The 26506-nt window shown below is 37.1% G+C and carries 27 protein-coding genes; 13 read left to right on the forward strand and 14 right to left on the reverse strand.

Annotation, left to right across the window (positions count from 1 at the left end; all coding sequences use genetic code 11):
- Window positions 1-153: 153 nt before the first annotated feature.
- A complete protein-coding gene (locus tag K9M53_RS09645; RefSeq protein ID WP_224014241.1) occupies window positions 154-1158 on the forward strand; it encodes a LacI family DNA-binding transcriptional regulator in 1005 nt (334 codons plus the stop codon).
- A gap of 3 nt (window positions 1159-1161) precedes the next feature.
- On the opposite strand, the gene K9M53_RS09650 is transcribed toward K9M53_RS09645, so the two are convergent.
- The 3 genes from K9M53_RS09650 to K9M53_RS09660 form a co-directional block, all read right to left on the reverse strand.
- Complete coding sequence (locus K9M53_RS09650; RefSeq protein WP_224014242.1) at window positions 1162-2121, reverse strand: aldose epimerase family protein; 960 nt, start codon at window positions 2119-2121, stop codon at window positions 1162-1164.
- Between the two features lie 5 nt (window positions 2122-2126).
- Window positions 2127-2858, reverse strand: coding sequence for a ThuA domain-containing protein (locus tag K9M53_RS09655; RefSeq protein ID WP_224014243.1), 732 nt, complete (start codon window positions 2856-2858; stop codon window positions 2127-2129).
- A 101-nt stretch (window positions 2859-2959) separates the two neighbouring features.
- Complete coding sequence (locus K9M53_RS09660; RefSeq protein WP_224014244.1) at window positions 2960-3304, reverse strand: HesB/IscA family protein; 345 nt, start codon at window positions 3302-3304, stop codon at window positions 2960-2962.
- 168 nt (window positions 3305-3472) lie between these two features.
- On the opposite strand from K9M53_RS09660, the gene K9M53_RS09665 reads away from it, so the two are divergent.
- The 4 genes from K9M53_RS09665 to K9M53_RS09680 all read left to right on the forward strand — a co-directional run bounded on the left by K9M53_RS09665 (window position 3473) and on the right by K9M53_RS09680 (window position 8105).
- Window positions 3473-3976, forward strand: coding sequence for a DUF7935 family protein (locus K9M53_RS09665; protein ID WP_224014245.1), 504 nt, complete (start codon window positions 3473-3475; stop codon window positions 3974-3976).
- A 10-nt stretch (window positions 3977-3986) separates the two neighbouring features.
- A complete protein-coding gene (locus K9M53_RS09670) occupies window positions 3987-5546 on the forward strand; it encodes an acyl-CoA mutase large subunit family protein (RefSeq protein WP_224014246.1) in 1560 nt (519 codons plus the stop codon).
- Window positions 5547-5560: 14 nt separating this feature from the next.
- On the forward strand, window positions 5561-7459 hold the full coding sequence (locus K9M53_RS09675; RefSeq protein WP_224014248.1) for a S9 family peptidase: 1899 nt from the start codon (window positions 5561-5563) through the stop codon (window positions 7457-7459).
- A gap of 64 nt (window positions 7460-7523) precedes the next feature.
- Window positions 7524-8105, forward strand: a complete 582-nt coding sequence (locus K9M53_RS09680; RefSeq protein WP_224014250.1) for a TMEM175 family protein — start codon at window positions 7524-7526, stop codon at window positions 8103-8105.
- A 29-nt stretch (window positions 8106-8134) separates the two neighbouring features.
- Here K9M53_RS09680 and K9M53_RS09685 read toward each other — a convergent pair whose 3' ends face one another.
- Window positions 8135-8632, reverse strand: coding sequence for an Lrp/AsnC family transcriptional regulator (locus K9M53_RS09685; protein WP_224014253.1), 498 nt, complete (start codon window positions 8630-8632; stop codon window positions 8135-8137).
- Window positions 8633-8748: 116 nt separating this feature from the next.
- Between K9M53_RS09685 and ahcY the strand changes: the two genes are divergently transcribed.
- Window positions 8749-10077, forward strand: coding sequence for an adenosylhomocysteinase (gene ahcY / locus K9M53_RS09690; RefSeq protein ID WP_224014255.1), 1329 nt, complete (start codon window positions 8749-8751; stop codon window positions 10075-10077).
- A 553-nt stretch (window positions 10078-10630) separates the two neighbouring features.
- Here ahcY and K9M53_RS09695 read toward each other — a convergent pair.
- Window positions 10631-11401 (reverse strand): cupin domain-containing protein, encoded by a 771-nt coding sequence (locus K9M53_RS09695; protein ID WP_224014258.1) that lies wholly within the window; start codon window positions 11399-11401, stop codon window positions 10631-10633.
- A gap of 95 nt (window positions 11402-11496) precedes the next feature.
- Between K9M53_RS09695 and K9M53_RS09700 the strand changes: the two genes are divergently transcribed.
- The 3 genes from K9M53_RS09700 to K9M53_RS09710 all read left to right on the forward strand — a co-directional run bounded on the left by K9M53_RS09700 (window position 11497) and on the right by K9M53_RS09710 (window position 13467).
- A complete protein-coding gene (locus tag K9M53_RS09700; protein ID WP_224014260.1) occupies window positions 11497-12264 on the forward strand; it encodes a DKNYY domain-containing protein in 768 nt (255 codons plus the stop codon).
- Window positions 12265-12701: 437 nt separating this feature from the next.
- The gene (locus K9M53_RS09705) at window positions 12702-12860 is read left to right on the forward strand and encodes a hypothetical protein (RefSeq protein WP_224014262.1); all 159 of its coding nucleotides are present in this window, start codon (window positions 12702-12704) and stop codon (window positions 12858-12860) included.
- Window positions 12861-12924: 64 nt separating this feature from the next.
- Window positions 12925-13467, forward strand: a complete 543-nt coding sequence (locus tag K9M53_RS09710) for a uracil-DNA glycosylase family protein (RefSeq protein WP_224014264.1) — start codon at window positions 12925-12927, stop codon at window positions 13465-13467.
- Between the two features lie 70 nt (window positions 13468-13537).
- Here the strand turns inward: K9M53_RS09710 and K9M53_RS09715 are convergent, their stop codons facing one another.
- The 3 genes from K9M53_RS09715 to K9M53_RS09725 form a co-directional block, all read right to left on the reverse strand.
- The gene (locus K9M53_RS09715; protein WP_224014266.1) at window positions 13538-13957 is read right to left on the reverse strand and encodes a hypothetical protein; all 420 of its coding nucleotides are present in this window, start codon (window positions 13955-13957) and stop codon (window positions 13538-13540) included.
- A gap of 162 nt (window positions 13958-14119) precedes the next feature.
- Window positions 14120-14503 (reverse strand): DUF4242 domain-containing protein, encoded by a 384-nt coding sequence (locus tag K9M53_RS09720; protein ID WP_224014268.1) that lies wholly within the window; start codon window positions 14501-14503, stop codon window positions 14120-14122.
- A gap of 109 nt (window positions 14504-14612) precedes the next feature.
- The gene (locus K9M53_RS09725; RefSeq protein WP_224014270.1) at window positions 14613-15698 is read right to left on the reverse strand and encodes a nickel-binding protein; all 1086 of its coding nucleotides are present in this window, start codon (window positions 15696-15698) and stop codon (window positions 14613-14615) included.
- 115 nt (window positions 15699-15813) lie between these two features.
- Between K9M53_RS09725 and K9M53_RS09730 the strand changes: the two genes are divergently transcribed.
- The 3 genes from K9M53_RS09730 to K9M53_RS09740 all read left to right on the forward strand — a co-directional run bounded on the left by K9M53_RS09730 (window position 15814) and on the right by K9M53_RS09740 (window position 18608).
- Window positions 15814-16272 (forward strand): lipocalin family protein, encoded by a 459-nt coding sequence (locus K9M53_RS09730; RefSeq protein ID WP_224014272.1) that lies wholly within the window; start codon window positions 15814-15816, stop codon window positions 16270-16272.
- Between the two features lie 165 nt (window positions 16273-16437).
- Window positions 16438-17847, forward strand: a complete 1410-nt coding sequence (locus K9M53_RS09735; RefSeq protein ID WP_224014274.1) for a glycoside hydrolase family 88/105 protein — start codon at window positions 16438-16440, stop codon at window positions 17845-17847.
- Window positions 17848-17909: 62 nt separating this feature from the next.
- A complete protein-coding gene (locus K9M53_RS09740; protein WP_224014276.1) occupies window positions 17910-18608 on the forward strand; it encodes a hypothetical protein in 699 nt (232 codons plus the stop codon).
- On the opposite strand, the gene K9M53_RS09745 is transcribed toward K9M53_RS09740, so the two are convergent.
- The 5 genes from K9M53_RS09745 to K9M53_RS09765 all read right to left on the reverse strand — a co-directional run bounded on the left by K9M53_RS09745 (window position 18609) and on the right by K9M53_RS09765 (window position 24090).
- The gene (locus tag K9M53_RS09745; RefSeq protein ID WP_224014278.1) at window positions 18609-19481 is read right to left on the reverse strand and encodes an HTTM domain-containing protein; all 873 of its coding nucleotides are present in this window, start codon (window positions 19479-19481) and stop codon (window positions 18609-18611) included.
- Window positions 19482-19484: 3 nt separating this feature from the next.
- Entirely contained in the window at window positions 19485-20111 is a 627-nt protein-coding gene (locus K9M53_RS09750; RefSeq protein ID WP_224014280.1) for a hypothetical protein, read from the reverse strand.
- Between the two features lie 90 nt (window positions 20112-20201).
- Entirely contained in the window at window positions 20202-21332 is a 1131-nt protein-coding gene (locus K9M53_RS09755) for a cysteine desulfurase family protein (protein WP_224014282.1), read from the reverse strand.
- A 70-nt stretch (window positions 21333-21402) separates the two neighbouring features.
- Complete coding sequence (gene glmM / locus K9M53_RS09760) at window positions 21403-22785, reverse strand: phosphoglucosamine mutase (protein WP_224014285.1); 1383 nt, start codon at window positions 22783-22785, stop codon at window positions 21403-21405.
- 150 nt (window positions 22786-22935) lie between these two features.
- A complete protein-coding gene (locus K9M53_RS09765; RefSeq protein ID WP_224014287.1) occupies window positions 22936-24090 on the reverse strand; it encodes an alpha/beta hydrolase in 1155 nt (384 codons plus the stop codon).
- Window positions 24091-24164: 74 nt separating this feature from the next.
- On the opposite strand from K9M53_RS09765, the gene K9M53_RS09770 reads away from it, so the two are divergent.
- Window positions 24165-24950, forward strand: a complete 786-nt coding sequence (locus K9M53_RS09770) for an SGNH/GDSL hydrolase family protein (RefSeq protein WP_224014289.1) — start codon at window positions 24165-24167, stop codon at window positions 24948-24950.
- A gap of 114 nt (window positions 24951-25064) precedes the next feature.
- Here the strand turns inward: K9M53_RS09770 and accC are convergent, their stop codons facing one another.
- Window positions 25065-26402, reverse strand: a complete 1338-nt coding sequence (gene accC, locus K9M53_RS09775) for an acetyl-CoA carboxylase biotin carboxylase subunit (RefSeq protein WP_224014291.1) — start codon at window positions 26400-26402, stop codon at window positions 25065-25067.
- Window positions 26403-26506: the final 104 nt, after the last annotated feature.

A 26506-nucleotide genomic window follows, 5' to 3' on the forward strand; every position in this document is an offset into this window, starting at 1 on the left:
ATTTGCTAAAGTAGCTTTTTTTTCTAAAATTGCAATCGATTGCAATTTTTTATTTTTACGATGCTTTTCATACTATGAAAACAAAGCTACAAAGTAGGAAAATCTTTGTTTACTTTGTAATCGAAGTTTCGTTGAGAGAAACAAAAGTAAATTATGGATAAAGAAGTCACCATATACGATATTGCCGAAAAACTGAACATCTCGGCCACTACCGTTAGTAGAGGACTCAATAATAATCCTGTTATTAACAGTAAAACGAGGGAAAAGATCCATGCCATTGCAAAAGATTTAGGATATCGCCACAATACTATTGCGAGTAATTTAAGAAAACAACAATCTAAAACCATTGGTGTATTGTTGCATGAGGTAAATAGTAACTTCTCTACTTCTGTATTGGCGGGCATTGAAAAGACCGCTTCAGCAGCAGGATACGATCTATTGATCGCACACTCAGCTGAAGATAGCACAAAAGAAAAAGCCAATACAAAAAACCTGCTAAATAAACGTGTGGACGGATTGATCGTATCACTTGCGCTTAATACACAAGAGACGGATCATTTTGACTTTTTTTTTGAAAGAAAGATTCCCGTAGTTTTTTTCGATCGCGTAATTACCAATAGCAAATGCACCAAGGTTGTTATCGACAATTTTAAATGCGGCTATGACGCAACGTTTCATCTTTTAAAAAAAGGATACAAAAAAATTGCCCATATAACGGCTAACCTTACCCGAAATGTTTATTATGACAGGCTCGAAGGATACAAGCAAGCTTTAAAAGAAAAAAAAATCTCTTTTAACGAAGACCTCGTAAAAATTTGCAGCTTAGATAAAGAAGCCACAATAGAAGCGGTAGAAGAATTATTAAAGTCAAAGCCTGACGCTTTCTTTATTACCAATGATTTTGCCGCTGCTGTATGTATTAACCTGCTTCATGAAAGGGGATTGAACATCCCGAAAGATATAGCAGTATTTGGGTTTAATAATGATGTATTGTGTGATCTGATCACGCCTAAGCTTTCTACGATCGAATACCCGGGCATGCAAATGGGAGAAGTGGCTGCAAAAGAACTGATCCGTCAAATCAAATCGAATAATATCCCTAAGAAAACAAAGACCATTACAATTCCTTCCAAATTAATTATACGGGAGTCTGCTTAATTATTAAGCCGTAAACTTAAAGACAGTTGTTGTCTGGAATTGATCGCCGGGCTCTAATACTGTTGAAGGAAAATTCGTATGGTTGGGAGAATCCGGAAAATGCTGCGTTTCCAAACACAAAGAGTCTCCGGCTGTATAAAATTGTAATCCGGGCTCTGTCGTAAATATTTCCATTTTTATTTTACTTATATCCCCTATTAATGTAGCCGCCAATGAGAGATTACCATTGGATCTGTTTAAAACAAAATTATGGTCGTAACCATCGATTAACTTTAACTGCATATCGGTTTTGTGTATATCCTCCCCCACTCTTTTAGAAGCTCTGAAATCAAAAAATGTTTTTTCTACTGTTTTTATTTCTCCTGTAGGAATTAATTCTTTGTTAACCGGTGTAAAATGATCTGCATTAATTGACAGTATATGATCAGTGATTAAACCAGCGCCAGCTCCATTCAAATTAAAATAAGGATGAGCTGTTAAATTGATTATTGTAGGAGTATCTGTCACCGCACTGCAATCTATCTGCATCGTATTATCATTCTTTATTGTATAGCATACCGTTAGTTTCAGGTTTCCGGGATAACCTTCTTCTTCATCAGCGGACAAATACTCAAATGTGATACTATTATTTTCTTTCTTAGTTATCTTCCAGGCAACAGTATGAAACCCTTTTGTACCTCCATGCAAATGATGTTGACCATGATTTACCGGAAGCTGGTATTCCTTTCCATTCAACTTAAATTTTCCATGTGCAATTCTATTTGCATAACGTCCTACCAAAGCACCGTGAAATACGGCTGAATTATTAATGTATTCATCTGCCGTTTCATAACCAACTACAACATTTATTTTTTTTCCCTCAATCGGTATCCACATGCTTACCCATCTTGCACCATAGTTACTGATGGCTGCTTCATAACCGTTATCATTTTTAATTGTATAAAATCCAATTTCGTTTTGCATAAGTTTTATTTGCAGTTTTTACCAATTGCATACTGTATGCCTCCTAATAAATGTTTTAAAAAAAGAGGATCAGTATATGACTCGATCGTATGCCCTAATGCCGTGTAAAAAGAACGACCACCTTCATAGTCATGATACCACGCCATGGGATGAAAATCCCCATTCACTCCACCCGTATATGTTTTTTCATCAATAGTGATCAAGACATTTATGGCACTATCAATATTTTTAAAGTTGTACCATTCATCTTTTCGTATCCATGCCAAAGGGAGATATTTTGTAGCAGGATGTGTTTTATTTTTTACTATTAATGTTGCTGCCTGTTGTTGAGGGTGGCTTAAAAAAGAGGCGCCCACTAATTTACTGTACCAGGTCCAGTTATATTCTGCATCGGCTGCTGCGTGTATACCTACAAATCCGCCGCCTGATCGTATATATTGCTTAAATGCGGTTCGTTGTGTATCGTTAAACAATTCACCTGTTGTACTTAAGAAGATCACTGCGGCGTATTTAGATAAACTTTCTTTATTAAAGAAAGATGCATTCGTAGTAGTATCAACAATAAAAGCATTTTGTTTTCCCAGTTCTTGTATAGCTGTGATGCCTGCTGCAATTGACTCGTGATGAAAGCCCGCAGTTTTACTAAATACCAAAACTCTACATAAATGTTTATTAACGGAGAATGATGTAAACAGGCAAACACAAACTATCACAATAATTGACAACAACTTATTCATGCAACAATCATTTTTAAAACAGCGATTCAATTTAAAGAAATATTATCAATAAAAAAGCAGCGTTGTTGTAACGCTGCTTTAAAATATCTTTCACAAAATATTTATACTGCAAAGGAGCTTCCGCAACCGCATGTCTTACTTGCATTCGGGTTACTAAAAGTAAATCCTCTTGCATTCAATCCATTTTGCCAATCTATTTCCATTCCTGCCAAATAGATTCCATGTGCTTTATTAATTATTACAGGAATACCTTCTATTGCAAACAGCTCATCTTTATCAGTTCTGGCGTCAAAGCCCAATACATAACTCATACCGCTGCAACCACCGCCTTTTACACCCACACGCAAAAAACTTGTTTTATCAAAATCATCTCTGTGCATCAGGTTTTCTATTTCTCTAATTGCTCCGGCTGTAAATTTTATCGGAGCTTCGGTAATTGTTTCCATCTTAAAAATTTAAACAAATTTACGTATTTTGGCAGTCCTAAAAAACTATCTCAATCATCTGCTTCTTCATAAAGATATTTATAATTTCATTTACATAGTTGCATTAAAAAATATCCCGCCATTGTATTTACTTACCTTAATTTTGTTACCAAACAGTCAGTTTTTTATATGGATATACAATATTTTACGATAGCGCTTTTTGTGGCAGTGATGGTTGTTTTATTTTGGGTTCTTTTTGAGTTTATAAAAATGAAAGCAGAGATAAAGGACCGGATGGATATCAACAATGAGCCATTACGTTTAAAATTACAGGCGTACGAAAGATTAGCGGTTTTTATAGAAAGAAGCTCTCTAAAAAATATTGTCAATAGAATACCTACCTCAGGTTTGAATGTGATCGATTATCAGCTTACATTATTGGAAACCATACGTACAGAATATGAGTACAATGTGAGTCAACAGATTTATATAAGTCCCGAAATGTGGAAAGCGATCGGTAATTTTAAAGACCAAAATATTTTTATCATTAACCAAATCGCAGCCAATTTACCAACGCATTCTCCCGGCATAGAATTAGGCAAACTATTAATGGAATATGCTTCTGCAAAAAATGCAGATCTAAGCGCAGTAATAGCAGAGGCCTTACAATTTGAAGCAAAGAAAGTACTTTAACCAATTTTATATGCCTGATGAAAAGAAAATACATACCGATTCAGGAATTGAAATAAAAAAGGTTTACAGCAGCACTCCCGAAAACTTTCAACTGGAAGTTCCCGGCAATTTTCCGTATACAAGAGGCATACAGGCAGACATGTATCGTGGTAAATTATGGACCATGCGCCAATATGCAGGTTTCAGCACTGCCGAAGAAAGCAATAAACGTTACCATTATTTATTATCGCAAGGTGTAAATGGATTGAGCGTTGCTTTTGATCTCCCCACACAAATAGGCTACGACAGCGACCATGCTTTGGCTAATGGTGAAGTTGGCAAAACGGGGGTAGCTATTGACTCTTTGCAAGATATGGAAGCATTGTTCGCAGGCATACAACTGGAAGATGTTTCTACCTCGATGACCATTAACGCCACAGGATTTATTCTATTAGCATTGTATGTTGCATTGGCAAAAAAGCAAGGCGCCGATCTTACGAAACTAAACGGTACTATTCAGAATGATATTTTAAAAGAATACGCAGCAAGAGGCACTTATATTTATCCGCCCAAACCTTCCATGCGCATCATTACCGATATTTTTGAATGGTGCAGCAAAGAGTTACCCAAGTGGAATACCATTTCCATCTCCGGTTACCATATACGTGAGGCAGGCAGCACCGCTGTACAGGAAATAGCTTTTACATTAGCTAACGGCAAAGCATATGTTAAAGCAGCTTTGGACAAAGGGTTGGACATTGATATTTTTGGCAAACGCCTCTCCTTCTTTTTTAACGCACATAATAATTTGTTTGAAGAAGTTGCAAAATTCAGAGCGGCAAGAAAGATATGGGCAAGCATTATGAAAGAATTGGGCGCTACGGATGAAAAAGCGATGATGCTTCGTTTTCATGCACAAACAGGCGGTGCTACGTTAACGGCGCAACAACCGTTAAATAATATTTCAAGAGTTACCATACAGACTTTAGCTGCAGTATTAGGCGGCACACAAAGTCTGCATACTAACGGTTACGATGAAGCGCTGAGTTTACCCACTGAACAAGCTGCTTCTGTGGCGCTTCGCACGCAACAAATTGCAGCATTTGAAAGTGGTATTGCGGATACTGCAGACCCTTTGGCAGGAAGCTATTTTATAGAAACGCTTACTACAGAAATAGAGCAGGCTGCTTTGGAATTAATTGAGAAGATCGATGTTTTAGGTGGCGGCGTTGCTGCTATTGAACAAGGCTTTATACAAAATGAAATTGCCAAAAGCGCTTTCGACTATCAACAAAAAATTGAGACCGGCGAAAAGATCATTGTTGGCGTAAATAAGTTTCAGCAATCAGAACAAAATACAGTTCCTGTATTTAAAGTAGACGAAAGTATTGAGCAATTACAAACAGATAAATTAAGAAAGCTGAAAGCAACCCGTAATAATGAAAAGGTAAATTCATCTTTACAAAAAATAAAAAAAGCGGCCGTTGATGGTCGAAATCTTATGCCCCTTGTAATTGAAGCTGTTGAGAATTATTGTACCTTAGGAGAGATCGCCAATGAATTAAGGAATGTATTTGGAGAATATCAATAATTAAATTTTTTCTTATGAACTACAAGATGCTGTTTACTATAGCAATTATATTCATAACATCAACGGCTGTTGCACAAAACCTAACACCGGAATTGCTTTGGCAACTTGGAAGAGTGGGCGGCGTGGGCATTTCGAAAGACGGAAAAAGTGTACTATATAATGTTACAACTCCTGATATTGCCAACAATAGCTTTGACACAAAAACTTATTCGATTCCGTTAAACGGAGGAACACCCGTTATTGTTACAAATGTTGACAGCATCATAGGTAACGATAAAATATCTCCTGACGGAAAATATACCATCAGCGATAAAGCTGTAAAACTAAAAAAAGTGTATGGCAGCGATTATTATCCTGATCTATCAAAATCAAATGTGCAGATCTATGATAATTTAATGTACCGCCATTGGGATACTTGGGAAGATGGGAAATTCAATCATGTATTTCTTTCTTTAAAAGACAGCAGCAAAGACCTGATGTTCGATGAACCATATGATTGTCCGACAAAACCTCACGGCACTCCAAATGATTATGTATGGAGTACAGACGGGAAACAAGTAGTGTATGTTTGTAAAAAGAAATTCGGTACCGATTATACGCTAAGCACTAATACAGATCTGTATGCTTACAATATTGAAACCGGTAAAACAACTGATCTTACTGAAGACAATAAAGGGTATGACATCTCTCCTTCTTTCAATAAAAATGGAGACCTGGCATGGCTTAGTATGAAAAGAGATGGATATGAATCTGACAAGCAGGACCTGGTCGTTTCCAACGGCATCACCAAACAAAACCTTACCAAGCAAAACGATTTGATCAGCATTGGTTCTTATAGATGGAGCAACGATAATAAGAACCTTTTCTTCCTATCTGCCGTTAACGGCACAGAACAATTATACAGCGTAAGCTATCCCGGGCTTACTAAAATGATGCCTGTTATTAAGCAAATAACCAGCGGAGATTTTGATATCGCCGGCATCGTTGGACAAGCAGATAATGCCTTGATCGTATCCAGAACAGATATGAATCATGCACCTGAATTATATACGGTTGACATTAGTAATGGCAGCATGAAACAGCTAACGCATGTGAATGATTCTGCTTATGCAACGATCGGCATGAGTAAGATAGAAAGACGTTTTGTAAAAACAACCGATAATAAAGACATGCTGGTATGGGTTATCTATCCCCCGGGTTTTGATAAGACAAAAAAATATCCCACCTTATTATATTGCCAGGGCGGTCCGCAATCTCCACTTACGCAATTCTATTCTTTCCGTTGGAATTTTCAATTAATGGCTGCCAATGGGTATATAATTGTAGCACCGGACAGACGCGGCATGGCTGGCTTTGGCACTAAATGGAACGAACAAATAAGTAAAGACTGGGGCGGTCAGGTAATGAACGATTATTTAAGCGCTATTGATGCCATGAAGAAAGAAGCCTTTGTTGACACAACTCGCTTAGGATGTGTTGGCGCCAGCTATGGCGGTTATTCTGTTTATTACTTAGCCGGCATACACAATCATCGCTTTAAAACATTTATTGCACATGATGGTGTGTTTGATACTAAAAGCATGTACGGCACCACTGATGAAATGTTCTTTGAGAATTGGGAACACGGCGGACCTTACTGGGACAAAACAAATGCTGATGCACAAAAATCTATCACTGTATTCAACCCCAGCAATTTTGTAAGCAAATGGGATGCCCCGATATTGATCATTGAAGGCGGACATGATTACAGAGTTCCGTTAGAACAAGCGCAGCAAGCCTTCCAGGCTGCACAACTAAGAGGCATTAAAAGTAAGCTCTTATACTTCCCGGAAGAGAACCATTGGGTAACCAGTCCGCAAAATGCATTGGTTTGGCAACATGAGTTCTTTAACTGGTTGAAAGAAACTTTATAATTACAATTATCAAAATATAATAAGGTTGGTAGCTTTTAAAAGTTAGCAACCTTAATTTTATAAAATGAATAAAACCCGTCTCGAAGCTTTTAGCGATGGAGTATTAGCCATCATTATAACCATTATGGTACTCGAATTAAAAGTACCGCACAATGCTAGCTGGGAAGCATTGAAAGAACTGGCACCCGTATTTTTAAGTTATATCATGAGCTTTATTTTCATTGGAATATACTGGGGTAATCATCATCATTTATTACATACCGTTAAAAAAGTAAACGGAGGCATTATATGGAGTAACCTGAATTTATTATTCTGGCTTTCGTTAATTCCCTTTGCCACTGCCTGGATGGGAGAAAATCATTTTGCAGCTTTTACCGTAGCAACATATGCCATACTGCTACTATTGTGTGGTGCCGCATTTACCATTTTGCAAAAAAGAATTGAGCATACATTGGATAATGATTCTCATGTAAGACATGCATTACAGCGGGTGGCAGTAAAAGGATATTTTTCAGTTATTGGCTATGCAGCCGCCATCCCGTTTGCCTATGTAAACCCTGTTATTTCAGGAAGCTTATTCATGCTCGTTGCAGTTATGTGGATCATTCCAGACAAACGAATAGAAAAAGCGCTGCAACATGAATAATAATTAAAGCTTTCAACAATACTGATCTATTAATTCACCAGCACATGTGTTTGCTTTATCACCCCCATTACAAACACACTTTGCACATGCCCAATATTTTCATGTTGACTTAGCCTGTTTACATGAAAATCGTAATACGCATTCATATCTTCACTCACCACCTTCAACATAAAATCAAACTCGCCGGAAATATTGTAGCACTCTATTACTTCATTCAACTCATTTATGTATTTAATAAATTTTGTACCGGCGTTTTTATCGTGTTGCTTTAATGATACATAACAGATCACCATCAATCCTTTTTTTACTTTGGTATGATCTACCAATGTTGCATATTGTTTGATGATGCCGGCATTTTCCATGCGCTTGATACGCTCATGCACCGGCGATGTACTCAGGTGTACATTGTCTGAAATTTCCTTTACGGTGATCTTTGCATTTTGCTGTAACAGCTTCAATATTTCAATATCTGTTTCGTCAATAGAAACCGGCGCAGTAGTTTGTGCTTTTTTAACAGCTTTTGCCATAGTAAACTTTATTTTTATCCTGTATAATGTATTAAATATACTATTTTATCCTGATTTTTTAAATCATTATAGTATTTTATCCTATCTGATTACTTTTGTGTTCTAAAATTTTAAACATGTCAACAGTAACAAAATCGTCTATTGATTTTAAACTGCCTTATAAAGTGGCTGATATGAGCCTGGCAGAATGGGGTCGCAAAGAAATTAAATTGGCTGAAGCAGAAATGCCCGGCTTAATGGCTATCCGTGCTGAGTTTGGTCCTAAGCAACCATTAAAAGGTGCACGCATTGCCGGTTGTTTACACATGACCATTCAAACTGCTGTTTTAATTGAAACATTGATCGCATTAGGAGCTGAAGTTAAATGGAGCTCTTGCAATATCTTCTCTACGCAAGACCAGGCTGCTGCTGCTATCGCTGCTGCAGGTATTGGTGTGTATGCATGGAAAGGTCAAAGTTTGGAAGAAGCTGACTGGTGTATTGAACAAACATTGTTCTTCGGCAGCGCTGACAAACCTTTGAACATGATATTAGATGATGGTGGAGATCTTACCAATATCGTTTTTGATAAATATCCTGAGCTGATCGCTAACATCAGAGGCTTATCAGAAGAAACTACAACAGGCGTACACCGTTTATACGAAAGAATGGAAAAAGGTACTTTGCCTATTCCTGCGTTCAATGTAAACGACTCTGTAACGAAGTCTAAATTCGATAACAAATACGGTTGTAAAGAATCATTGGTAGATGCGATCCGTCGTGCTACTGATGTGATGATGGCTGGTAAAGTTGCTGTAGTGGGTAGCTATGGTGATGTGGGTAAAGGATCTGCTGCTTCATTAGCAGGTGCCGGTTGCCGTGTTATCGTTACTGAAATCGATCCTATCTGTGCTTTACAAGCTGCAATGGATGGTTTTGAAGTTAAGAAAATGATCGATGCGGTGAAAGAAGCAGACATCATTGTTACTGCGAGTGGCTGTCGTGATCTGATCACTGAAAAACATTTCCGTGCAATGAAAGACAAAGCGATCGTTTGTAACATTGGTCACTTTGATATTGAAATTGACATGGCATGGTTAAATGCAAACTACGGTTCTACTAAAAATACCATCAAACCACAAGTTGATCTATATACAATTGACGGTAAAGATGTAATTGTATTGGCTGAAGGTAGATTGGTTAACTTAGGTTGTGCAACCGGTCACCCAAGCTTTGTTATGAGTAACTCTTTCAGCAACCAAACGTTGGCGCAAATTGAGTTGTGGACAAACCACGGTAAATACGAAAACAAAGTATACGTTTTACCTAAAGTATTGGATGAAAAAGTTGCCCGTTTGCACCTTGCTAAAATTGGCGTTGTGTTAGACGAATTAACAACTGAACAGGCGGACTACTTAGGTATTCCTAAAGAAGGTCCGTTCAAGCCTGAGCATTATCGTTATTAATAGCTTTATAAGCTTAGTTATAAATCCACTTCGTAACAGGAGTGGATTTTTTTATGAGATTAGCTGAAGTGATACTATTGAGTATAGTTATGTTAACCACTTTTCAACATACCTTTAGCATATTAAAACTTAAGAAACTCTTTCCTAGCAACGTCTCCGATAGGGACGTTGCGTCAACATTAACAGCCTAACCCAAATAAGTGCAGTATTTAATTAGTCGCAACGTCCTCTGCGAGAGACGTTGCTCGAAAGCTACAATAGACGGTTCACTTCTGCAGTAAACTAATTCTCTAAATAAGACAACTAGTTGTGCTAAGAGGTGAAATAGTTCTCTAACGAAGACAACTCCTTCCCCTCTGCAGGTGAATTAATTCTCTAATTAAGACAACTAGTTGTGCTAAGAGGTGAAATAGTTCTCTAACGAAGACAACTCCTTCCCCTCTGCAGGTGAATTAATTCTCTAATTAAGACAACTAGTTATGCTAAGAGGTGAAATAGTTATGTTACGAAGACAACTCGTTCACTTCTGCAGTGAACTAATTCTCTAAACAACTTATCTCCATTTAAATGCAAAATAGCTGCACGGCTTATCAGATATATTACTCACGCCATGAAGCTTCCCACTCTCTATTAAAAAAAGATCGCCATTGGTACCAGCATAATCTTTACCATCAACTGTCACTCCTACATCCCCATCGATCACTAAAATAATTTCGGTGTCAACATGTTGGTGCGCTGCATGACTTGGACCCTTATGCTCTAGTTGTGTGATGTGCATTTCATAATTTTCACAGGTAGCTGTAGCCCGGTTGAAATATTTTTTGGTACTACCCTTTTCTGTTTTTATAAATGGTAATGAATCGGCATTCAATAACAAAGCACCACCGGCCATTTTATTCCTTTCCAGATCCAAGCCTTTTTTTGCACGGAATTGTAAAACGTAATAGGTCAATGGGCCATCGCCAATATTTTCTAATGCCTGCATTACTTTAGGGGGAATCAATAAGACACTGCCCGCTCCCAGCACAACAGTGGTATCGCCAACACTGGCTTTCATCATACCTTCTTTGACGATGATCAGCTCTTCAATATCTGTTTGCGCATGCGATGGTTTAGGGGTAGCTCCTTTTTGTTGCGTAGTAGCATGGAGTTCAAAATAACTGAACTCATTTGTAATGCCTTTTGCAATGAAACGTGTTTCTCTATCTTTCTCTTTTTTGACACGTAGTTCATTCCAATGAAATACCCCTGAAGGTATCGTGTCTGGTTGAGCAGATACGATCAAAGCAATCGATTGTAGTAAAAGCAGAAAAAAATATTTCATATAGCTGTATTTACTATTTCGAAGATATATCTTTTGAATGAAGGCATTGTCAGAGACGTTCCTAAAAAGAAAATGTTATTTTTAGAAAAAAGCACATGGCAAAAGGCATAATGGTAAAAAAATTGTTGATTGGCTCGCTTACAATTTTTTCTTTGTCATTTGGTGTAACAAGCTGTCAAACCGGCTATGAAAGCAAAGATGGAAAAGTTTATCACAAGTGGATAAATGGTGGTAGCTGGACCATGGAAAAAATTTTAATGAAAAATGCAGATGCAGCTTCATTCCAAACCATTGACCATAACCTTAATATTGACCTGGGAAAAGATAAAAACTATGTATTTATAGGGTCGGCTGTTTTAGAACATGCAGATCCCAATACTTTTGCACAGGTAAAAGAATATTATTGGAAAGATAAAGATCATGTTTACTTATTACAATTCGGCGGGCCGGATTACATTGTAAAATATGCAGACCCAAAAACGTTTACAGTAATAAAAGATTATCTCTGGGCTAAGGACGGAAACAATGTATATTATCAATTCGATAAGCTGCCCGGTGTAGATCCAAACTACTTTAATGCAATTGATGAAAATTGGGGTAAAGACGATCGTTATTATTATTGGAACAATTTGCGGGTTGACTCGCTTATTTATAATTCAGCTGAAATTATAAGCTCTTATTACATAAAAGACAAGAGCAATGTTTTCTTTGAAAATAAAGTAATCAAAGATGCTGATCCTTCTACGTTTAAGGCTGATGGAGTGGGTTGGTTTGGGCATGATAACAAGTACATGTTCGACCACGAAGAAAATAAAGGTGCGATAACAGAAAAATACAGAAAGACATATATTGAAGGTAAATAAGCAACAATAATTTATAATTTGTTACATAAAAAAAGATACAAACCGCTTTATTAACTCTTCAGTTATTTAAATGATCGCTCCTGAAAAATTAAATAAAATTGGAATAATCTCTATATCAGCATTGCCTTTTGAGTCTTTGCTTGAAACTCTATTCCTACATAAAGGACCTTTTTTTATAATCCCGGCAAGTGTTCTTATTCTAAACACGTTCATCCTTTATTATACATACAATAAAAGCAACCCAAAGGACTACAAAATGAATGAACGTACTTTAGCTGTAGGTATGATCATCTATTTTATTTTTTATATTTTGGTTAGTGTAGGACGCGGCATATCTGAATGGCACGCATCTTAATGCATCCTTCGGTATGGTTGTTAAAAAACTATTTTTCTCTTTTCAAAAAGAATATCTTTAATACAATAAAAATTGAATTGCCATGAAGCAAAATCTTATCACATTAATAGTAACAGCAGTTTTATTTACTGCATGTAATACTCAAATAAATACATCCGATCAGCAAAAAACAATTGACACTTTAAAAGCTGGGAAATGCATAACAGACATCTGGAATGCCGATCCTCAGGCCGACAAATAAGATCTAACCTTTTATTTTTATAACCCATATGAACAATATCCTAAAAGATATTAAAAATTGCCACGTGTGCGAAAAACATATCGAGGTAAACCCTATAATATCGGCAAGCAAGAAAAGCAAGATCATTATCATTGGACAAGCTCCCGGACGCCTGGTTCATAAAACCGGTATTCCGTGGAATGACAAAAGCGGCGACAATTTAAGAAAGTGGTTAGGCGTTGATAAAGACAGCTTCTATAACGCCGATCTTTTTGCATTGATACCAATGGGCTTTTGCTATCCGGGTAAAGGAAGATCCGGCGATCTTCCACCCCGTCCTGAATGTGCTCCGCTATGGCACAATAAATTATTTTCTTTTATAAAAGATGCTCAGCTTGTATTGCTTGTAGGACAATATGCCCAGAATTATTATTTAAAAGATAGAGCGAAACCCACACTGACAGAAACGGTTAGAAATTTTAAAACTTATTTACCCTATTACCTGCCACTTCCTCACCCCTCTCCCAGGAACAATATCTGGCAGGCAAAAAACAAATGGTTTGAAAAAGAATTATTGCCAACACTTCAAAAAGAAGTAAAAGCTATTGTATCAAAGACAGCTATTTAATTTTTACAAAAAAGTAAAGCGCAGAATAAATTCCTGCGCTTTACTTTTTGTCTGTCACTATGATAAAGGATTAATACAACACTAATGTAAGTCCGTCGATCGTACGAACTTCTTTATCCGGGCCAACTACTCTAACATCATCAAATGTTACTACAGACCCGGGAATACAGCGATCCATGAGCTTTTTAATAGGTGCCAGGCGGGTGCTGCTGATCGTTCCTTTTTCGATACCCTTAAAATTAGCACCGGAAAAATATACTGTTGCGCTAACTAAAGAATAATGTACATCGTAAAAGAAATCAGGCAACTCTACGCGGCAAAATTCCTGTGCTTTAAACTCAATAGCCCGCATGCGGGTGCTGCCATCGGAGCCAACCTGCGAACTAATGTTTAAAGAATTACCGGTTAACGGCATGTTAGAATAGGCGGCTCCGTTATTTGCGTTTACAACGCCAACGCCTAATAAAGCAGAGAGAAGTAGGTGTTTCATTTTTCATACAATTTAGCGGTGAAGAATAACACTAAACTAATACCTGATACGTGAAAAAAATGTTAGAGATGGCTTGCGCTGCCCTTTCCGAACTATTTTTAACAAAACATCCGCAGCGGTATAAACCAACTACGGATGATGTTAGATAAGAATGCTTTTAAATTATTGCTGCGCTGTAGCAGGACTAATAACGGATGATATTTCTGTGATCTTTGTTACGGGGAAACCGCCTTTAGCACCATGTTCCCTGATAAGATCTTCATTCTTTGCTTTATAAACGCAGAATATTTTATCGTCTGTAACATAGCTTTGTACCCACTGAATATTATCGGAACCCATATCCTTTAATACGCTACAGGATTTTTGTGAAATAGCTTTTAGATCAGCTGCGGTAAAATTACCGGCACTTGGAATGTCTCTTTCAATTAAATACGTTTTCATTGTTTCTTCTTTTTTAGTAGTTGATGTTGTTTGTGCAAGCGATGTATATCCTGTTATTAATAAAGCCGCCAGCAACAAATTGCGAAAATTAAATAGTGTTTTCATGATCTTAAGTTTTAAGTTGATTATTAATAAACCAAAGATAGTAGTGACACCGGGCGAAAGGCTGTAACAAATCATTCAATAAATGGTAAAATTCATTCAGGCTGTACGCTTATAAAATCTCTTCCAGGTAAGCCAATGGAGTAATACCAAACTTCTTTTTAAAACATTTGGTAAAATAAGAAGGGCTTGTAAACCCTGTATTGAAGGTTATTTCAGAGATATTATTGCGTTGTTTTTTCAACAACTCTTTTGCTTTTTGAAGGCGAAATTCCTTTAAGAACAAATTGGGAGATAATCCCGATAAGGCAAGTGTTTTACGATATAATTGCGATTTACTCATCGCTATTGAAGCGCAATAATCTTCAATGGAAAAATCATTTTCCTGCCAGTTCTCTTCCAGCGTATTGAACAATGCATTCAATAACTCTTCATCAGCCGGTGATAATACATGAATGGCAGCATTATCAATATATTCTTTAGCAAGCAAGTCTTTTACATTGGATGAAATAAGTATGGGCGCATCTTTTATTATGCTCAACATTCGTTCTGCCAGTTGTATGGTGTCTCCAAATAATTGCTCGTTGTTGGCAACAGGATCTCCTGCACTTACTGCGATCTTCCATCCAAGGTCATTTATAACAGACAATGCGTCGTTGATCTCCAATGCACAAGCGATAGCTTTATTAGTGGCAGTAAAAGAAATAACAAAATCATTTTTATCATTTTCTATTTCACGTCCACCATGCTCTGTTAGTATTTTTCTCAGGGCAGTATTATATTGTACTATCAATTCATTGGTTTTAGATCTGCCTAATTGTTGTTGCAGCAATGCTACATCACTGATCCTTACAACCATTAAAATTCTAAATGAGGTATTGTTGAATACTTTTAGTCCATCTTGCATTACAACATCTTCCGGATCAGTGATGCGACCTAAAAAAGATTCAACGATAGAACTATTTACTTCAATTACTTTGTTAGGTACCAATCCATGCGATTGCCCATGTAAAGCTTGTACTGCTTCTTTTGACGGTGCTTCTATCAAACAAAAAACATTGCCCCTTTTTTCATCTATCCAATAGGTTATGCAATTACAGGAATGATCATGCTGAATAAGCATATCCATCTGGTGCGCCTCCGCAACATCTTTGGCTTTTACGCCCGGCAGAATATGCTGATCCATGTACAATGGCATGAAAAAAAGTTTACATTAAAGTTAACAAAAAGAAATAGCAGTTTATATATCAGCTATTTCAAACATTAGTTCTTTTTATCAATTATTGTACTATATTGCGGCAAAACTTACATTTATGAAAAAGATTTTATTCGTCTCCTCGCTGGTATTAATTTCCGGTGTTTTTCTCGTATCCTGTTCAAAAGATAATGCAACCAGCGATCCCGGTGCTCTGGTGGGAACCTGGCGGCCGGTGTCGGCACATGCAGTAGAAGTAGATTCTACAATCAGTAATAATCAGAATATTACCGATTCAACTTATTCGGCTAATGCAGGTACCATTACATTTAAATCAGATGGCACTTATAGCCTTTCTGATCCTAATGGAGATCCTCCATCAACAGAAGTAGGCACATATACTACTGCCAACGGCAAAATATCTACAGTTCCTACCAGCTATACAGGAGACCCCGGCATACCGGTTGAAGATGCTTCTTTCTCTGTATCGGGCAATGCCTTAACACTTGTACAAACACTTAGTGTCCCCGGTTTCTTTTCGGCAACCGCTACTATGCATTTGGTCAAAGTAAACTAAAAAGGAACGCAGTTCTAAAATATTACTAAAACACTTAAGCCGCTGAATATTATTCAGCGGCTTTTTTATGAATGTAAATACAATTCATTTGTACGTCATCGTTCCCGATGATATTTTAATACCGTTTATTACAAAGCTATAATTTTGGCAAAACCTTGCTGACAGTTGAAAAAATTATTTCCCTTCCTGGTATTGATCGTATTGATTTCACAAGCCCCTGCACAAACAACCTGGTCTGTACGCTTTTCCAATGCTATTCTTAACCGGTACAAACCAACCATTAATGCGCTAACCAATAAAGGTTGGGAATATTCCAATTCCATTGTATTGCGTGGAATAGAAAAGACCTACCAAGCTACCGGTGATACTAATTATCTGAATTACATCAAAGCATACATAGATACTTATGTAGATAATACAGGAAAGATAAGTGCTATCAATCTTTCTCCTACTTTAGATAAGATACATCCGGCATTGCTGTGCTTGTTTTTGTATGAAAAAACAGGGCTGACGAAATACAAAACTGCCGCCACGCAAATACGAAATTATCTTTTAACCAGCGGCAATTTTAAAACAACACCTGATGGCGGCTATTGGCATAAAAACGACAATACACATGCATATGATAATGTAATGATGCTGGATGGCATTTACATGGCGCACACCTTTTTGGCTAAGTACGGAGCTATGTTTACTGATAATGTAGCTATCGACACTGCTGTTGACCAGGCTTTATTAATAGCATCTCACGTTTACGATAACACGAAAAAACTACCTTATCATGCATGGGATTACAGCAAAAGTAAATCATGGGCAAATCCTGCTACAGGTATATCAAGTGAAGTATGGTCAAGGGGATTGGGATGGTATGTTGCTGCATTAGTAGATATCTTAGAATATTTGCCGGCATCACATCCAAAATATGATCAGTTAAAAAATTTGCTAAATGATCTTGCTGCAGGAATAAAAGATAACCAGGATAGCGCCACAGGATTATGGTACCAGGTGATAAACAAACAGGATTCTGCCGGTAATTATTTGGAAACATCCGGCAGCGGATTAATAATATATGCTCTAAAAACTGCAGTGAGCAATGGCTTTATTGATACAAGCTATCTGTCGGTTGCGGAAAAAGGCTGGGCAGGATTGCAAAATGAAGTAGGAACTTATACGGATGGTCTACCGCAAATAAGATCATTTGCACCTGCTATGAGTGTGCAGGATAATTACCTGGAATATACAAGTGCGCCTTATTTACCGGTTAATTGTCCGACCGCAACAGGCACACAACATCCACATGGTTATTGTGGTTTTTTATTAGCTGCATCTTCGATGGAATATCCTGTAAATGTTTACACGTTTGTCGGCAATGGCTATTGGTCAGACAGTACTAACTGGAATAATAAGATCAAGCCACCGGCTATTCTTCCTCCAGGCAATGAAGTTATTATCAATCCTGCTAACGGCGGCGTGTGTACGTTAAATACATCGCAGGTTGTTTACAGAAGCTCATCTGTGATCGTCAATAATGGAAAGACCTTTTCTGTAAATAGCAATCTTGTCTTATTGAAATAACAAACCATCACTTGCATCGCTACTTAAGTTTTTGTATTTTGTAAAAGCCTAAACTATTTACGATGCCAGCTTCCATTCCGCTTTTTATAACGATTGTGTTTATTATTACTACACTTATCACATGGTATTATCTATGCAAAGCCATTCGTTATTCATTCAAACAGCAGTTCAAAAGAAATACATTTGTCGTTTTTTTTATGTTGTTGATATGGCTGGGCGCACAAGGCTTTTTGGCAAACAAGGGATTCTATCTTAACACCAAAAGTTTTCCTCCAAGATTTATTTTGGCTATTGTGCCTGCATTACTAATAATACTATTTTTATTCATAACAAAAGCAGGCAAAAGGTTTATTGATAATTTACCGTTAACAACATTAACCTATATTCATACAGTGCGCATATTGGTAGAGACTGTTCTGTATTGGTTGTTTCTTAGCAAGGCAGTACCCCAGGTAATGACATTTGCGGGCCGCAACCTTGATATTATTGCCGGCATAACAGCACCGCTTGTTGGTTATTTATATTTTAAGCAGAAGATAATTACCAAAGGGTTTCTTATCGGCTGGAATATTATAAGCATTCTTTTATTAGGGAATATTGTAATCATTGCAGTTCTATCAGCACCTTTTGCTTTTCAAAAGCTAGGATTTGAACAACCCAATATTGCTGTGCTGTATTTTCCTTTTATTTGGCTGCCTTGCTTTATTGTACCAACAATTCTGTTCAGTCATTTGGCATCCATCCGGCAATTAATGAAGTAATTATAGTTTATAAAATCTATTTACAAAACGCAGTACATCTTCATTGGAAAAAAATAGCCCGAGCAGTAAAATAAAAACCACTTCAAACCCGTAGAGCATTAAAAAAATATAAATAGCCAGGTGCAAGATCACTCCTGCTATGATAAGCGGCATTCTGCATTTTTTTACCCAGATTAAAAAAGGAAAAGTAAGTTCAAAAAGCAAGGTGAAATAAGTGCCCGTTTTTACAAAGAAGGTGTTTTGAACTAAATATGCATTCCAGGCAGTTCCTGCAAATCTATTTAAAGACATAGCGTAATATAAAGCTGTCCCGTTTCGCCAAACTTCATTATATAGCTTCCCCAATCCTGTGCAGAAATAAGTTATACATAACTGCAGCATCAGCGAGTAGGCGGCAGCGTTACTAACTATATTAATAAATCTTTTCTTACCCGGGTCTTTAACCGGCTTGCTTTTATACAATACAAAATAATCGTAGGAATTGGCAAAGACCATATACAATATTACCAGCCTTGCCATTTTATCGCCACCATTTACCATTACAGGATTCAACTGCTGAAAAATATCCGATAAAATAAGAAGCGTTAATGCAGTCATCCATCTTCCTATGCCTAAGATGTTTAAAACAATAAATACAATAAAAACGTACACCAATATCATATAATGCGCTCTGAAAAAAGGTATTCCGTTAATAATATTATCATTACGTACTAAAAAACTTTTAGAGCCATAAAGAATAGTAAGATCCGGCCAATCAATTAACAGTTCTTTCAATAACCATACGCTTATAGCAACACGCAAAAAAGCTAAGTAGAAAGATTTTCTATTTTCTCTTCCTGCCCAATCTTCTATTTGCAATAAGCTTTTATACATAATTTAAAAAGAAGTGTAATCCGATTGATAGTAAGTATAGGTTTTCGGAACGTATTTTAAATCATTCCGTTCTTCAAATGGTTTCAAATAAGTGGTGGTGATCATTATCTTATATTCTTTTCCTGCAGTATCTGTCTTTTTTTGAAGCAATACATACCGACAATAATTATCCAGTGTTTTAAGCGCTGTTTGATACGCTTTATCTTTTTGCGCTAGCAAAGGCAAGCTTTGCTTGCCTAATGTATCTTCATTTATCAGTTTTTGAAAGCTTTGTCCTTTAACTTTTGCAACAGTAACGTAATGGGTGAGCAGCTTGTCCAGTATAAAATAATGCTGATTGAATGGTGCAGTTTTAGCTTTAAGCGAAAAATTTTCGCTCATCAAATTCATTGTATCTGTTAGCCCTGTTTTTTTATTGCGGAGTAATAGGGTCAGCTCATCATTTGCATCAAAATTTTTATAGAACAATGCCCAGGTGTGACTAAATCTTCTGCTCAACCCTGGAAAATGCTTTGCTAATGTATCATTCGGCGTACTAGTGGAAATAGAGAACGCAGCACTTGCAATCCAGAATAAAACAAATGCAATAACAACAATACTCGATAGCGTTTTATAGAAACCGGGTTTCATGCATTAAATATAAGAGAATAATAAAAGCAAAATGCAATTAGAGCCTATGATGAGGTAGAGATGGTCCTCTTTTATTCATATTGATACGGATCAATTCAACAACTGTTTCACTTTTTCGATCACTGTATCCACTTCTTCTTTTGTATTGTGCTTACTAAAGCTGAAACGCACCGTAACCAGGTTTGGATCATTGCTGATAGCCGCCATTACATGTGAACCGATATTAGTGCCAGAGCTGCAGGCGCTGCCTCCACTTACACAGACATTGTTAATATCAAGATTATATAACAGCATTTCCGATTTTGCAGTAGAAGGAAAATTTACGCTCAAAACAGTGTATAAGGTTTTCTCCAACACATCTCCGTTAAAGCTTACGCCCGGTATTTTATCTTGCAATTCATCATGCATATATTTTTTTAATGCAGAAATGTATGCACTATCTTTTTCATGATTTTCTATGCTTAACTCTAACGCTTTTGCCAGTCCAACTATTCCATAAATATTTTCTGTACCCGCACGCATATTTCTTTCCTGCCCGCCACCATGTATATACGGATCGATCTTTACGTCGCCATTAATGTACAACAATCCTGCTCCTTTCGGGCCATGAAATTTGTGTGCAGAAGCGCTCACAAAATGAACATGAATATTTTTCAGGTTCACCAATAGATGCCCGATGGTTTGCACCATATCGCTATGAAAATATGCGTTGTATTTTTCGCATAACTCTCCTACTCTTTTAATGCTTAGCAAATTTCCAATTTCGTTATTGGCATGCATTAACGTTACCAATGTTTTTTCCTGGGAGGATGAAAGCAATTCTTCCAAATGAGTAAAATCTACCTGTCCGTTTGATAACAGCTTTACATAACTCACTTTTACATCTTCTTTTTTATTGAGATGCTGAACAGTATGCAATGTTGCATGATGTTCAATAGCAGAAGTAATAATATGAGTGCATTCCAGGTCTTTTACAGCAGCATTCAATACGGTGTTAGTGCTTTCTGTACCGCAACTTGTAAAGAATATCTCAGAGGGATGTGTATTTAAGATTTTTGCAACCGATTTACGGGCATTTTCTACCGCCATTCTCGTTTCTCGTCCGTAAGAATAAATAGAAGAAGGGTTTCCAAACTTTTCGGTCAGATAAGGCATCATTGCTTCCAGTACCTGCGGGTCGAGCGAAGTGGTAGCTGCATTATCAAAATAGATTCTCTGCATAAGGGCGCAAATTTATGCAAAATCCTTTATGCTATAAATTGATTACAATCATTATCAAAATTAACCAGGATCACATGGCTTCTCTGATATCCTGCATAATGCGCTTGGCAATATTATCGGCGGTAGTTTCAAAGCTGCTTTCTGCATAAATGCGAATGATGGGCTCTGTATTACTGGTGCGGAGATGCACCCAGTCATTTTCAAAATCTATCTTTAATCCATCTACTGTACTAAATGGATTGTTCTTGTATTTGGTTTGTATCTGCCCGAATATTTTATTTACATCAAATCCTTTATTAAGCTCGATCTTATTCTTACTCATAAAATAATCAGGATACGTATTACGCAGCTGTTTGATCGTTTTTTTGCTTTGTGCCAAATGACTTAAGAACAATGCAATACCAATTAAAGCATCACGTCCATAATGCAGATCCGGAACAATGATTCCACCGTTACCCTCACCACCTATCACGGCATTTACTTCTTTCATTTTGTTCACTACATTCACTTCACCAACTGCGCTTGCAAAATATTCTCCACCATGTTTTACGGTAACATCTTTCAATGCTCTTGTAGAGGACATATTGGAAACGGTATTGCCTTTTCTTTTGCTTAATACATAATCAGCAACAGCAACCAAGGTATATTCTTCGCCGAACATGCTGCCATCCTCACAAACAAAGCAAAGTCTGTCCACATCAGGATCTACAGCAATACCTAAGTCCGCTTTTTGCTTCACTACTTCTGCACTTAATTGGGTAAGATGTTCGGGTAATGGTTCAGGATTGTGTGCAAACTTGCCGGTTACCTCTTCATTCAATACAATAATATCTTTTATACCTAATGCTTTTAATATAGCAGGAACAGCAATAGCACCGGTACTATTCACTGCATCTACTACTACTTTAAAATTTGCTTTTTTGATCGCTGCAACATCTGTCAGATCATAAGCCAGGATAGCATCTATATGTTTTTGCAAAGAAGTATTATCTGTCTGTACAGCCCCTAATTTATCTACTGAAACAAAATTGAATTCTTCTTTTTCTGCTATCTCTAATACTTTTTTCCCTTCTTCTCCATTAATAAATTCTCCTTTGCTATTTAATAGCTTTAGTGCATTCCATTCTTTTGGGTTATGGCTGGCTGTTAATATGATGCCGCCTGCTGCTTTTTCAAATACTACTGCCATTTCAACGGTTGGTGTAGTACTGTAATCTAAATCGAGTACATCTAACCCCAAAGCAGTTAGGGTATTTATCACTAATTGCTTTACCATCGCACCGCTTATGCGTCCATCGCGACCGATGACTATTTTTTTATTATTGGGATCTTGCTGAAGCAATAAAGAACCAAATGCTGCTGTAAATTTTACAACATCTATAGGAGTAAGATTATCGCCGGACTTTCCACCAATAGTGCCACGTATACCGGAGATGCTTTTTATGAGTGCCATTCGCTGCCGTTGTTTTAGGGCGCAAAGATAGAGAGATTCTTATTTACGATTTTAGATTACGATGCACGATTTTATTATGAGTTACAGACCTCGATATTTTATATTGAAGTAATCAATCTCATAGAATCATTAATTTTTAATTATCAATTATTAATTACTCATAATCCACTTGTAGAACTCCGGAAACCATTGTCTCCAGGCTTTTTCATTATGCTGCGCATTGGGATCGATCCTCTCGGTAGTTTTTACTTTTGTTCCCGAAAGCTTGGTTTCAATTGATCGCATATCATTGATCATCTCCATTGGTTCGCTACCTTCCTTACCTCCGGCATAAAAGAATATTTTTCCTGTAAGATTATTTTTTAATGACTCAGTAGCTGTTTGTATCTCAGGTGCGATCCAGAATGAAGGGGAAAATACGCCGGCTTTACCAAATACATCGGGATGTTTCAATATAGCATAGTAAGAAATTAAACCGCCCATTGAACTACCTGCAATGATGGTATTTTGTTTGGAGGAAAGTGTATGATAATGCTGATCGATATAAGGTTTTAAAGTTGCTATTAAAAAATCAATGTATTGATCGCCTTCCCCTTTGCCAAAGCGTTCATTGCTGTAAGGATTGTATTCATTCAATCGTTGAGGTCCGCAATCAATACCTACAACAATACAAGGTGCAATACCCTTGTTAATTAATGAATCCAACGTTTCATCAATACCCCATTCTCCATAACCGGATGTATACGCATCAAACAGGTTTTGTCCGTCATGCATATATAAGACCGGATAATGCTTATTACTCGTTCCATAATCTGCCGGCAAATAGATCCATATTCTTCTTGTTCTGTTCAATTGCGGAATAAAAAAAGCAGTATCAAAGATGTGAACATTCAATGATGCAGTGTGTTGTTTTCCTTTTACAGGAAATTGATCTTTCCATGCGCCAATATAATACACTGTAAACTTTGCTTTATCTGCTCTTAAAGAATGATTGGATACATCTTCGCCTTTTGCATTACACTCAACGGTATTCCAACCACCTTTGGTGAATTTAAATTCAAGATGAGTGTCCTTGTCAAAACTTGCTATTAAATAATTGGATCCAGCTTCATCTTTTTTAAATCGAAAGGATGTATCCGCAGGATTCCAACCGTTTATGTTAGAAGCTAAATAATAAGTATTTGCTTTCGCAGATACAGAAGTATCTACTAAAATAAACTCGCAGGTATCTTTTTGTGCAATTGATCTTACTCCCCAAAAAAAGAGAATAACCAACAGTTTATATCGTAAATTTAAGAAGCGCATCTTTTCTTATTTAAAGTTGTAACAAAGATTCTGGTTTTTAAAACCAAATGAATTTTGAAATACGTATGTAAATTATGAAAACAATTATATTGTTTGAATTTTTACTGGTTCTATTGCAGGGTACAAGTTCCTGCTCAAAACCTTCTATTTATCAAATGCCGGTTATTCCTATAGACACTACTATTACAACTCCTCCTATTGACACTACCGTTACTATTCCTGTTGATACTATCCCCAATAATCCTCCTGATACTTCTACAAAAACTTATTTAGCCTTAGGCGATTCCTATACCATTGGTCAGTCTATTCCTGCTGCTCAAAACTATCCTAATCAAACCGTAACGATCTTAAATAACAACGTTTACCATTTTGCTCCTCCTGAAATCATTGCTGTTACCGGTTGGACAACAGCGAATCTCTTAAATGCGATCAGCAACAAACCTGCAACAACTCCTTATGATATTGTAACATTATTGATCGGTGTTAACAATCAATACCAGGGAAGAACAAAAGCAGAATACGAAACAGAGTTTACGACATTATTACAAAGATCTATTGCATATGCAGGTGATAAACCCTCGCATGTTGTTGTATTATCAATTCCTGATTATGCAGTTTCTCCATTTGGGCAAGGCTCCGGAATTACTACTTATATATCTGCACAAATTGATTCTTTCAATTTGATCAATAAGCATGTGTCTGATGCGTATCACGTGAACTATCTTGATATAACAGGCATTAGTCGCCAGGCACTTAACAACCCAAGCTTATTTGCAAGTGATGGATTGCATTTTTCGGGAAAAGAATATGCAATATGGTCTATAAGTTTAGCCGGGATTATTGAAAAGGTATTGAAGTAAGAAACTCGTTCAATAATGATATGCCGTACAAGAGAGTGACACAACGATGTTGAACAAAAAACAAATGCCTGTTACATAAAAGTAACAGGCATTTATCTTATCATTAAAAGATGTTTATTGCATCTTAAACGTTTCCAAAAATTTAGTAGTAAAGTTTCCTTTGCGGAAATCTTCGTTGCGCATTAATTGCTGATGAAATGGAATGGTAGTTTTAATTCCTTCAATTACATACTCACTTAACGCACGACTCATAGTATCAATCGCCTCTTCTCGAGTACGGGCAACAGCAATGATCTTAGCGATCATACTATCATAATAAGGAGGAATTACATAACCTGCATACACATGACTGTCTATACGAACACCATGTCCACCGGGTTGGTGCAACACCGTTATTTTACCAGGACTCGGACGAAAATCATTGTAAGGATCCTCAGCGTTGATACGACACTCGATCGCATGCATTTCAGGATAATAATTGTTACCGCTTATTTTATGACCTGCTGCAATCTTTATTTGTTCTTTAATTAAATCGTAATTGATAACTTCTTCCGTTACGCAATGTTCTACTTGTATACGTGTATTCATTTCCATGAAATAGAAATTGCGGTGCTTATCTACCAGGAACTCAATGGTACCTACACTTTCATAGTTGATAGCAGCAGCAGCCTTAATAGCCGCTTGTCCCATTTTTTCCCGCAACTCAGGAGTCATGAATGGCGAAGGTGATTCTTCTACCAATTTCTGGTGACGACGCTGAATAGAACAATCACGCTCACTTAAATGACAAACATTACCAAACTGGTCGCCGGCAACCTGTATCTCTATATGGCGTGGCTCTTCCACAAACTTTTCCATGTAAATGCCATCATTCTTAAACGATGCTGCAGCTTCTGCCTTGGCATTATCGTAAGACTTTTCAATTTCTGCCTCACTCCAAACCACCCGCATACCTTTACCACCACCGCCGGCAGTAGCTTTCAATATTACCGGATAACCAATTTCGTTTGCAGATGCTTTTGCATGTTCTACACTTTGCAATAAGCCTTCCACACCCGGCACAACAGGAACGCCTGCTTTTATCATGGTTTCTTTAGCAGTCACCTTGTCTCCCATGGAGTTGATCATTTCAGGAGTTGGTCCAATGAACTTGATTCCATGATCCAAACATATTTGTGCAAACTTTGAATTCTCTGCTAAAAACCCATAACCAGGGTGAATAGCATCGGCATTGGTAATTTCTGCCGCCGCCATAATGTGAGGAATATTCAAATAAGATTCTGAACTGGCTGGCTTGCCGATACAAACTGCTTCATCCGCAAAACGCACATGCAGGCTGTCTTTATCAGCAGTTGAATAAATAGCCACCGTTTTAATGCCCATTTCTCTGCAGGTTCTTATTACACGCAAGGCAATCTCTCCACGGTTGGCAATCAATATTTTTTTAAACACGAGATTTCAATTAATAATTAAAAATTAATAATTAAAAATTATAGAACTGTAATTAAAAAGTGAGCGGCAACAATGCAACCCATTATTAATTACTAATTATTAAT

Source organism: Ferruginibacter albus (assembly GCF_020042285.1).
Taxonomy (GTDB): domain Bacteria; phylum Bacteroidota; class Bacteroidia; order Chitinophagales; family Chitinophagaceae; genus Ferruginibacter; species Ferruginibacter albus.

Coding starts and splice junctions, on each gene's coding strand:
- K9M53_RS09650 (WP_224014242.1), bottom strand. CDS start 2,121: ATGCAAAACGAAATTGGATTTTATACAATTAAAAATGATAACGGTTAT.
- K9M53_RS09675 (WP_224014248.1), top strand. CDS start 5,561: ATGAACTACAAGATGCTGTTTACTATAGCAATTATATTCATAACATCA.
- K9M53_RS09685 (WP_224014253.1), bottom strand. CDS start 8,632: ATGGCAAAAGCTGTTAAAAAAGCACAAACTACTGCGCCGGTTTCTATT.
- K9M53_RS09770 (WP_224014289.1), top strand. CDS start 24,165: ATGAAAACAATTATATTGTTTGAATTTTTACTGGTTCTATTGCAGGGT.
- K9M53_RS09700 (WP_224014260.1), top strand. CDS start 11,497: ATGGCAAAAGGCATAATGGTAAAAAAATTGTTGATTGGCTCGCTTACA.
- K9M53_RS09740 (WP_224014276.1), top strand. CDS start 17,910: ATGCCAGCTTCCATTCCGCTTTTTATAACGATTGTGTTTATTATTACT.
- K9M53_RS09655 (WP_224014243.1), bottom strand. CDS start 2,858: ATGAATAAGTTGTTGTCAATTATTGTGATAGTTTGTGTTTGCCTGTTT.
- K9M53_RS09715 (WP_224014266.1), bottom strand. CDS start 13,957: ATGAAACACCTACTTCTCTCTGCTTTATTAGGCGTTGGCGTTGTAAAC.
- K9M53_RS09750 (WP_224014280.1), bottom strand. CDS start 20,111: ATGAAACCCGGTTTCTATAAAACGCTATCGAGTATTGTTGTTATTGCA.
- K9M53_RS09765 (WP_224014287.1), bottom strand. CDS start 24,090: ATGCGCTTCTTAAATTTACGATATAAACTGTTGGTTATTCTCTTTTTT.
- K9M53_RS09645 (WP_224014241.1), top strand. CDS start 154: ATGGATAAAGAAGTCACCATATACGATATTGCCGAAAAACTGAACATC.
- K9M53_RS09660 (WP_224014244.1), bottom strand. CDS start 3,304: ATGGAAACAATTACCGAAGCTCCGATAAAATTTACAGCCGGAGCAATT.
- K9M53_RS09720 (WP_224014268.1), bottom strand. CDS start 14,503: ATGAAAACACTATTTAATTTTCGCAATTTGTTGCTGGCGGCTTTATTA.
- K9M53_RS09680 (WP_224014250.1), top strand. CDS start 7,524: ATGAATAAAACCCGTCTCGAAGCTTTTAGCGATGGAGTATTAGCCATC.
- K9M53_RS09725 (WP_224014270.1), bottom strand. CDS start 15,698: ATGCCATTGTACATGGATCAGCATATTCTGCCGGGCGTAAAAGCCAAA.
- K9M53_RS09745 (WP_224014278.1), bottom strand. CDS start 19,481: ATGTATAAAAGCTTATTGCAAATAGAAGATTGGGCAGGAAGAGAAAAT.
- K9M53_RS09755 (WP_224014282.1), bottom strand. CDS start 21,332: ATGCAGAGAATCTATTTTGATAATGCAGCTACCACTTCGCTCGACCCG.
- glmM (WP_224014285.1), bottom strand. CDS start 22,785: ATGGCACTCATAAAAAGCATCTCCGGTATACGTGGCACTATTGGTGGA.
- K9M53_RS09705 (WP_224014262.1), top strand. CDS start 12,702: ATGAAGCAAAATCTTATCACATTAATAGTAACAGCAGTTTTATTTACT.
- K9M53_RS09665 (WP_224014245.1), top strand. CDS start 3,473: ATGGATATACAATATTTTACGATAGCGCTTTTTGTGGCAGTGATGGTT.
- K9M53_RS09695 (WP_224014258.1), bottom strand. CDS start 11,401: ATGAAATATTTTTTTCTGCTTTTACTACAATCGATTGCTTTGATCGTA.
- K9M53_RS09730 (WP_224014272.1), top strand. CDS start 15,814: ATGAAAAAGATTTTATTCGTCTCCTCGCTGGTATTAATTTCCGGTGTT.
- K9M53_RS09670 (WP_224014246.1), top strand. CDS start 3,987: ATGCCTGATGAAAAGAAAATACATACCGATTCAGGAATTGAAATAAAA.
- ahcY (WP_224014255.1), top strand. CDS start 8,749: ATGTCAACAGTAACAAAATCGTCTATTGATTTTAAACTGCCTTATAAA.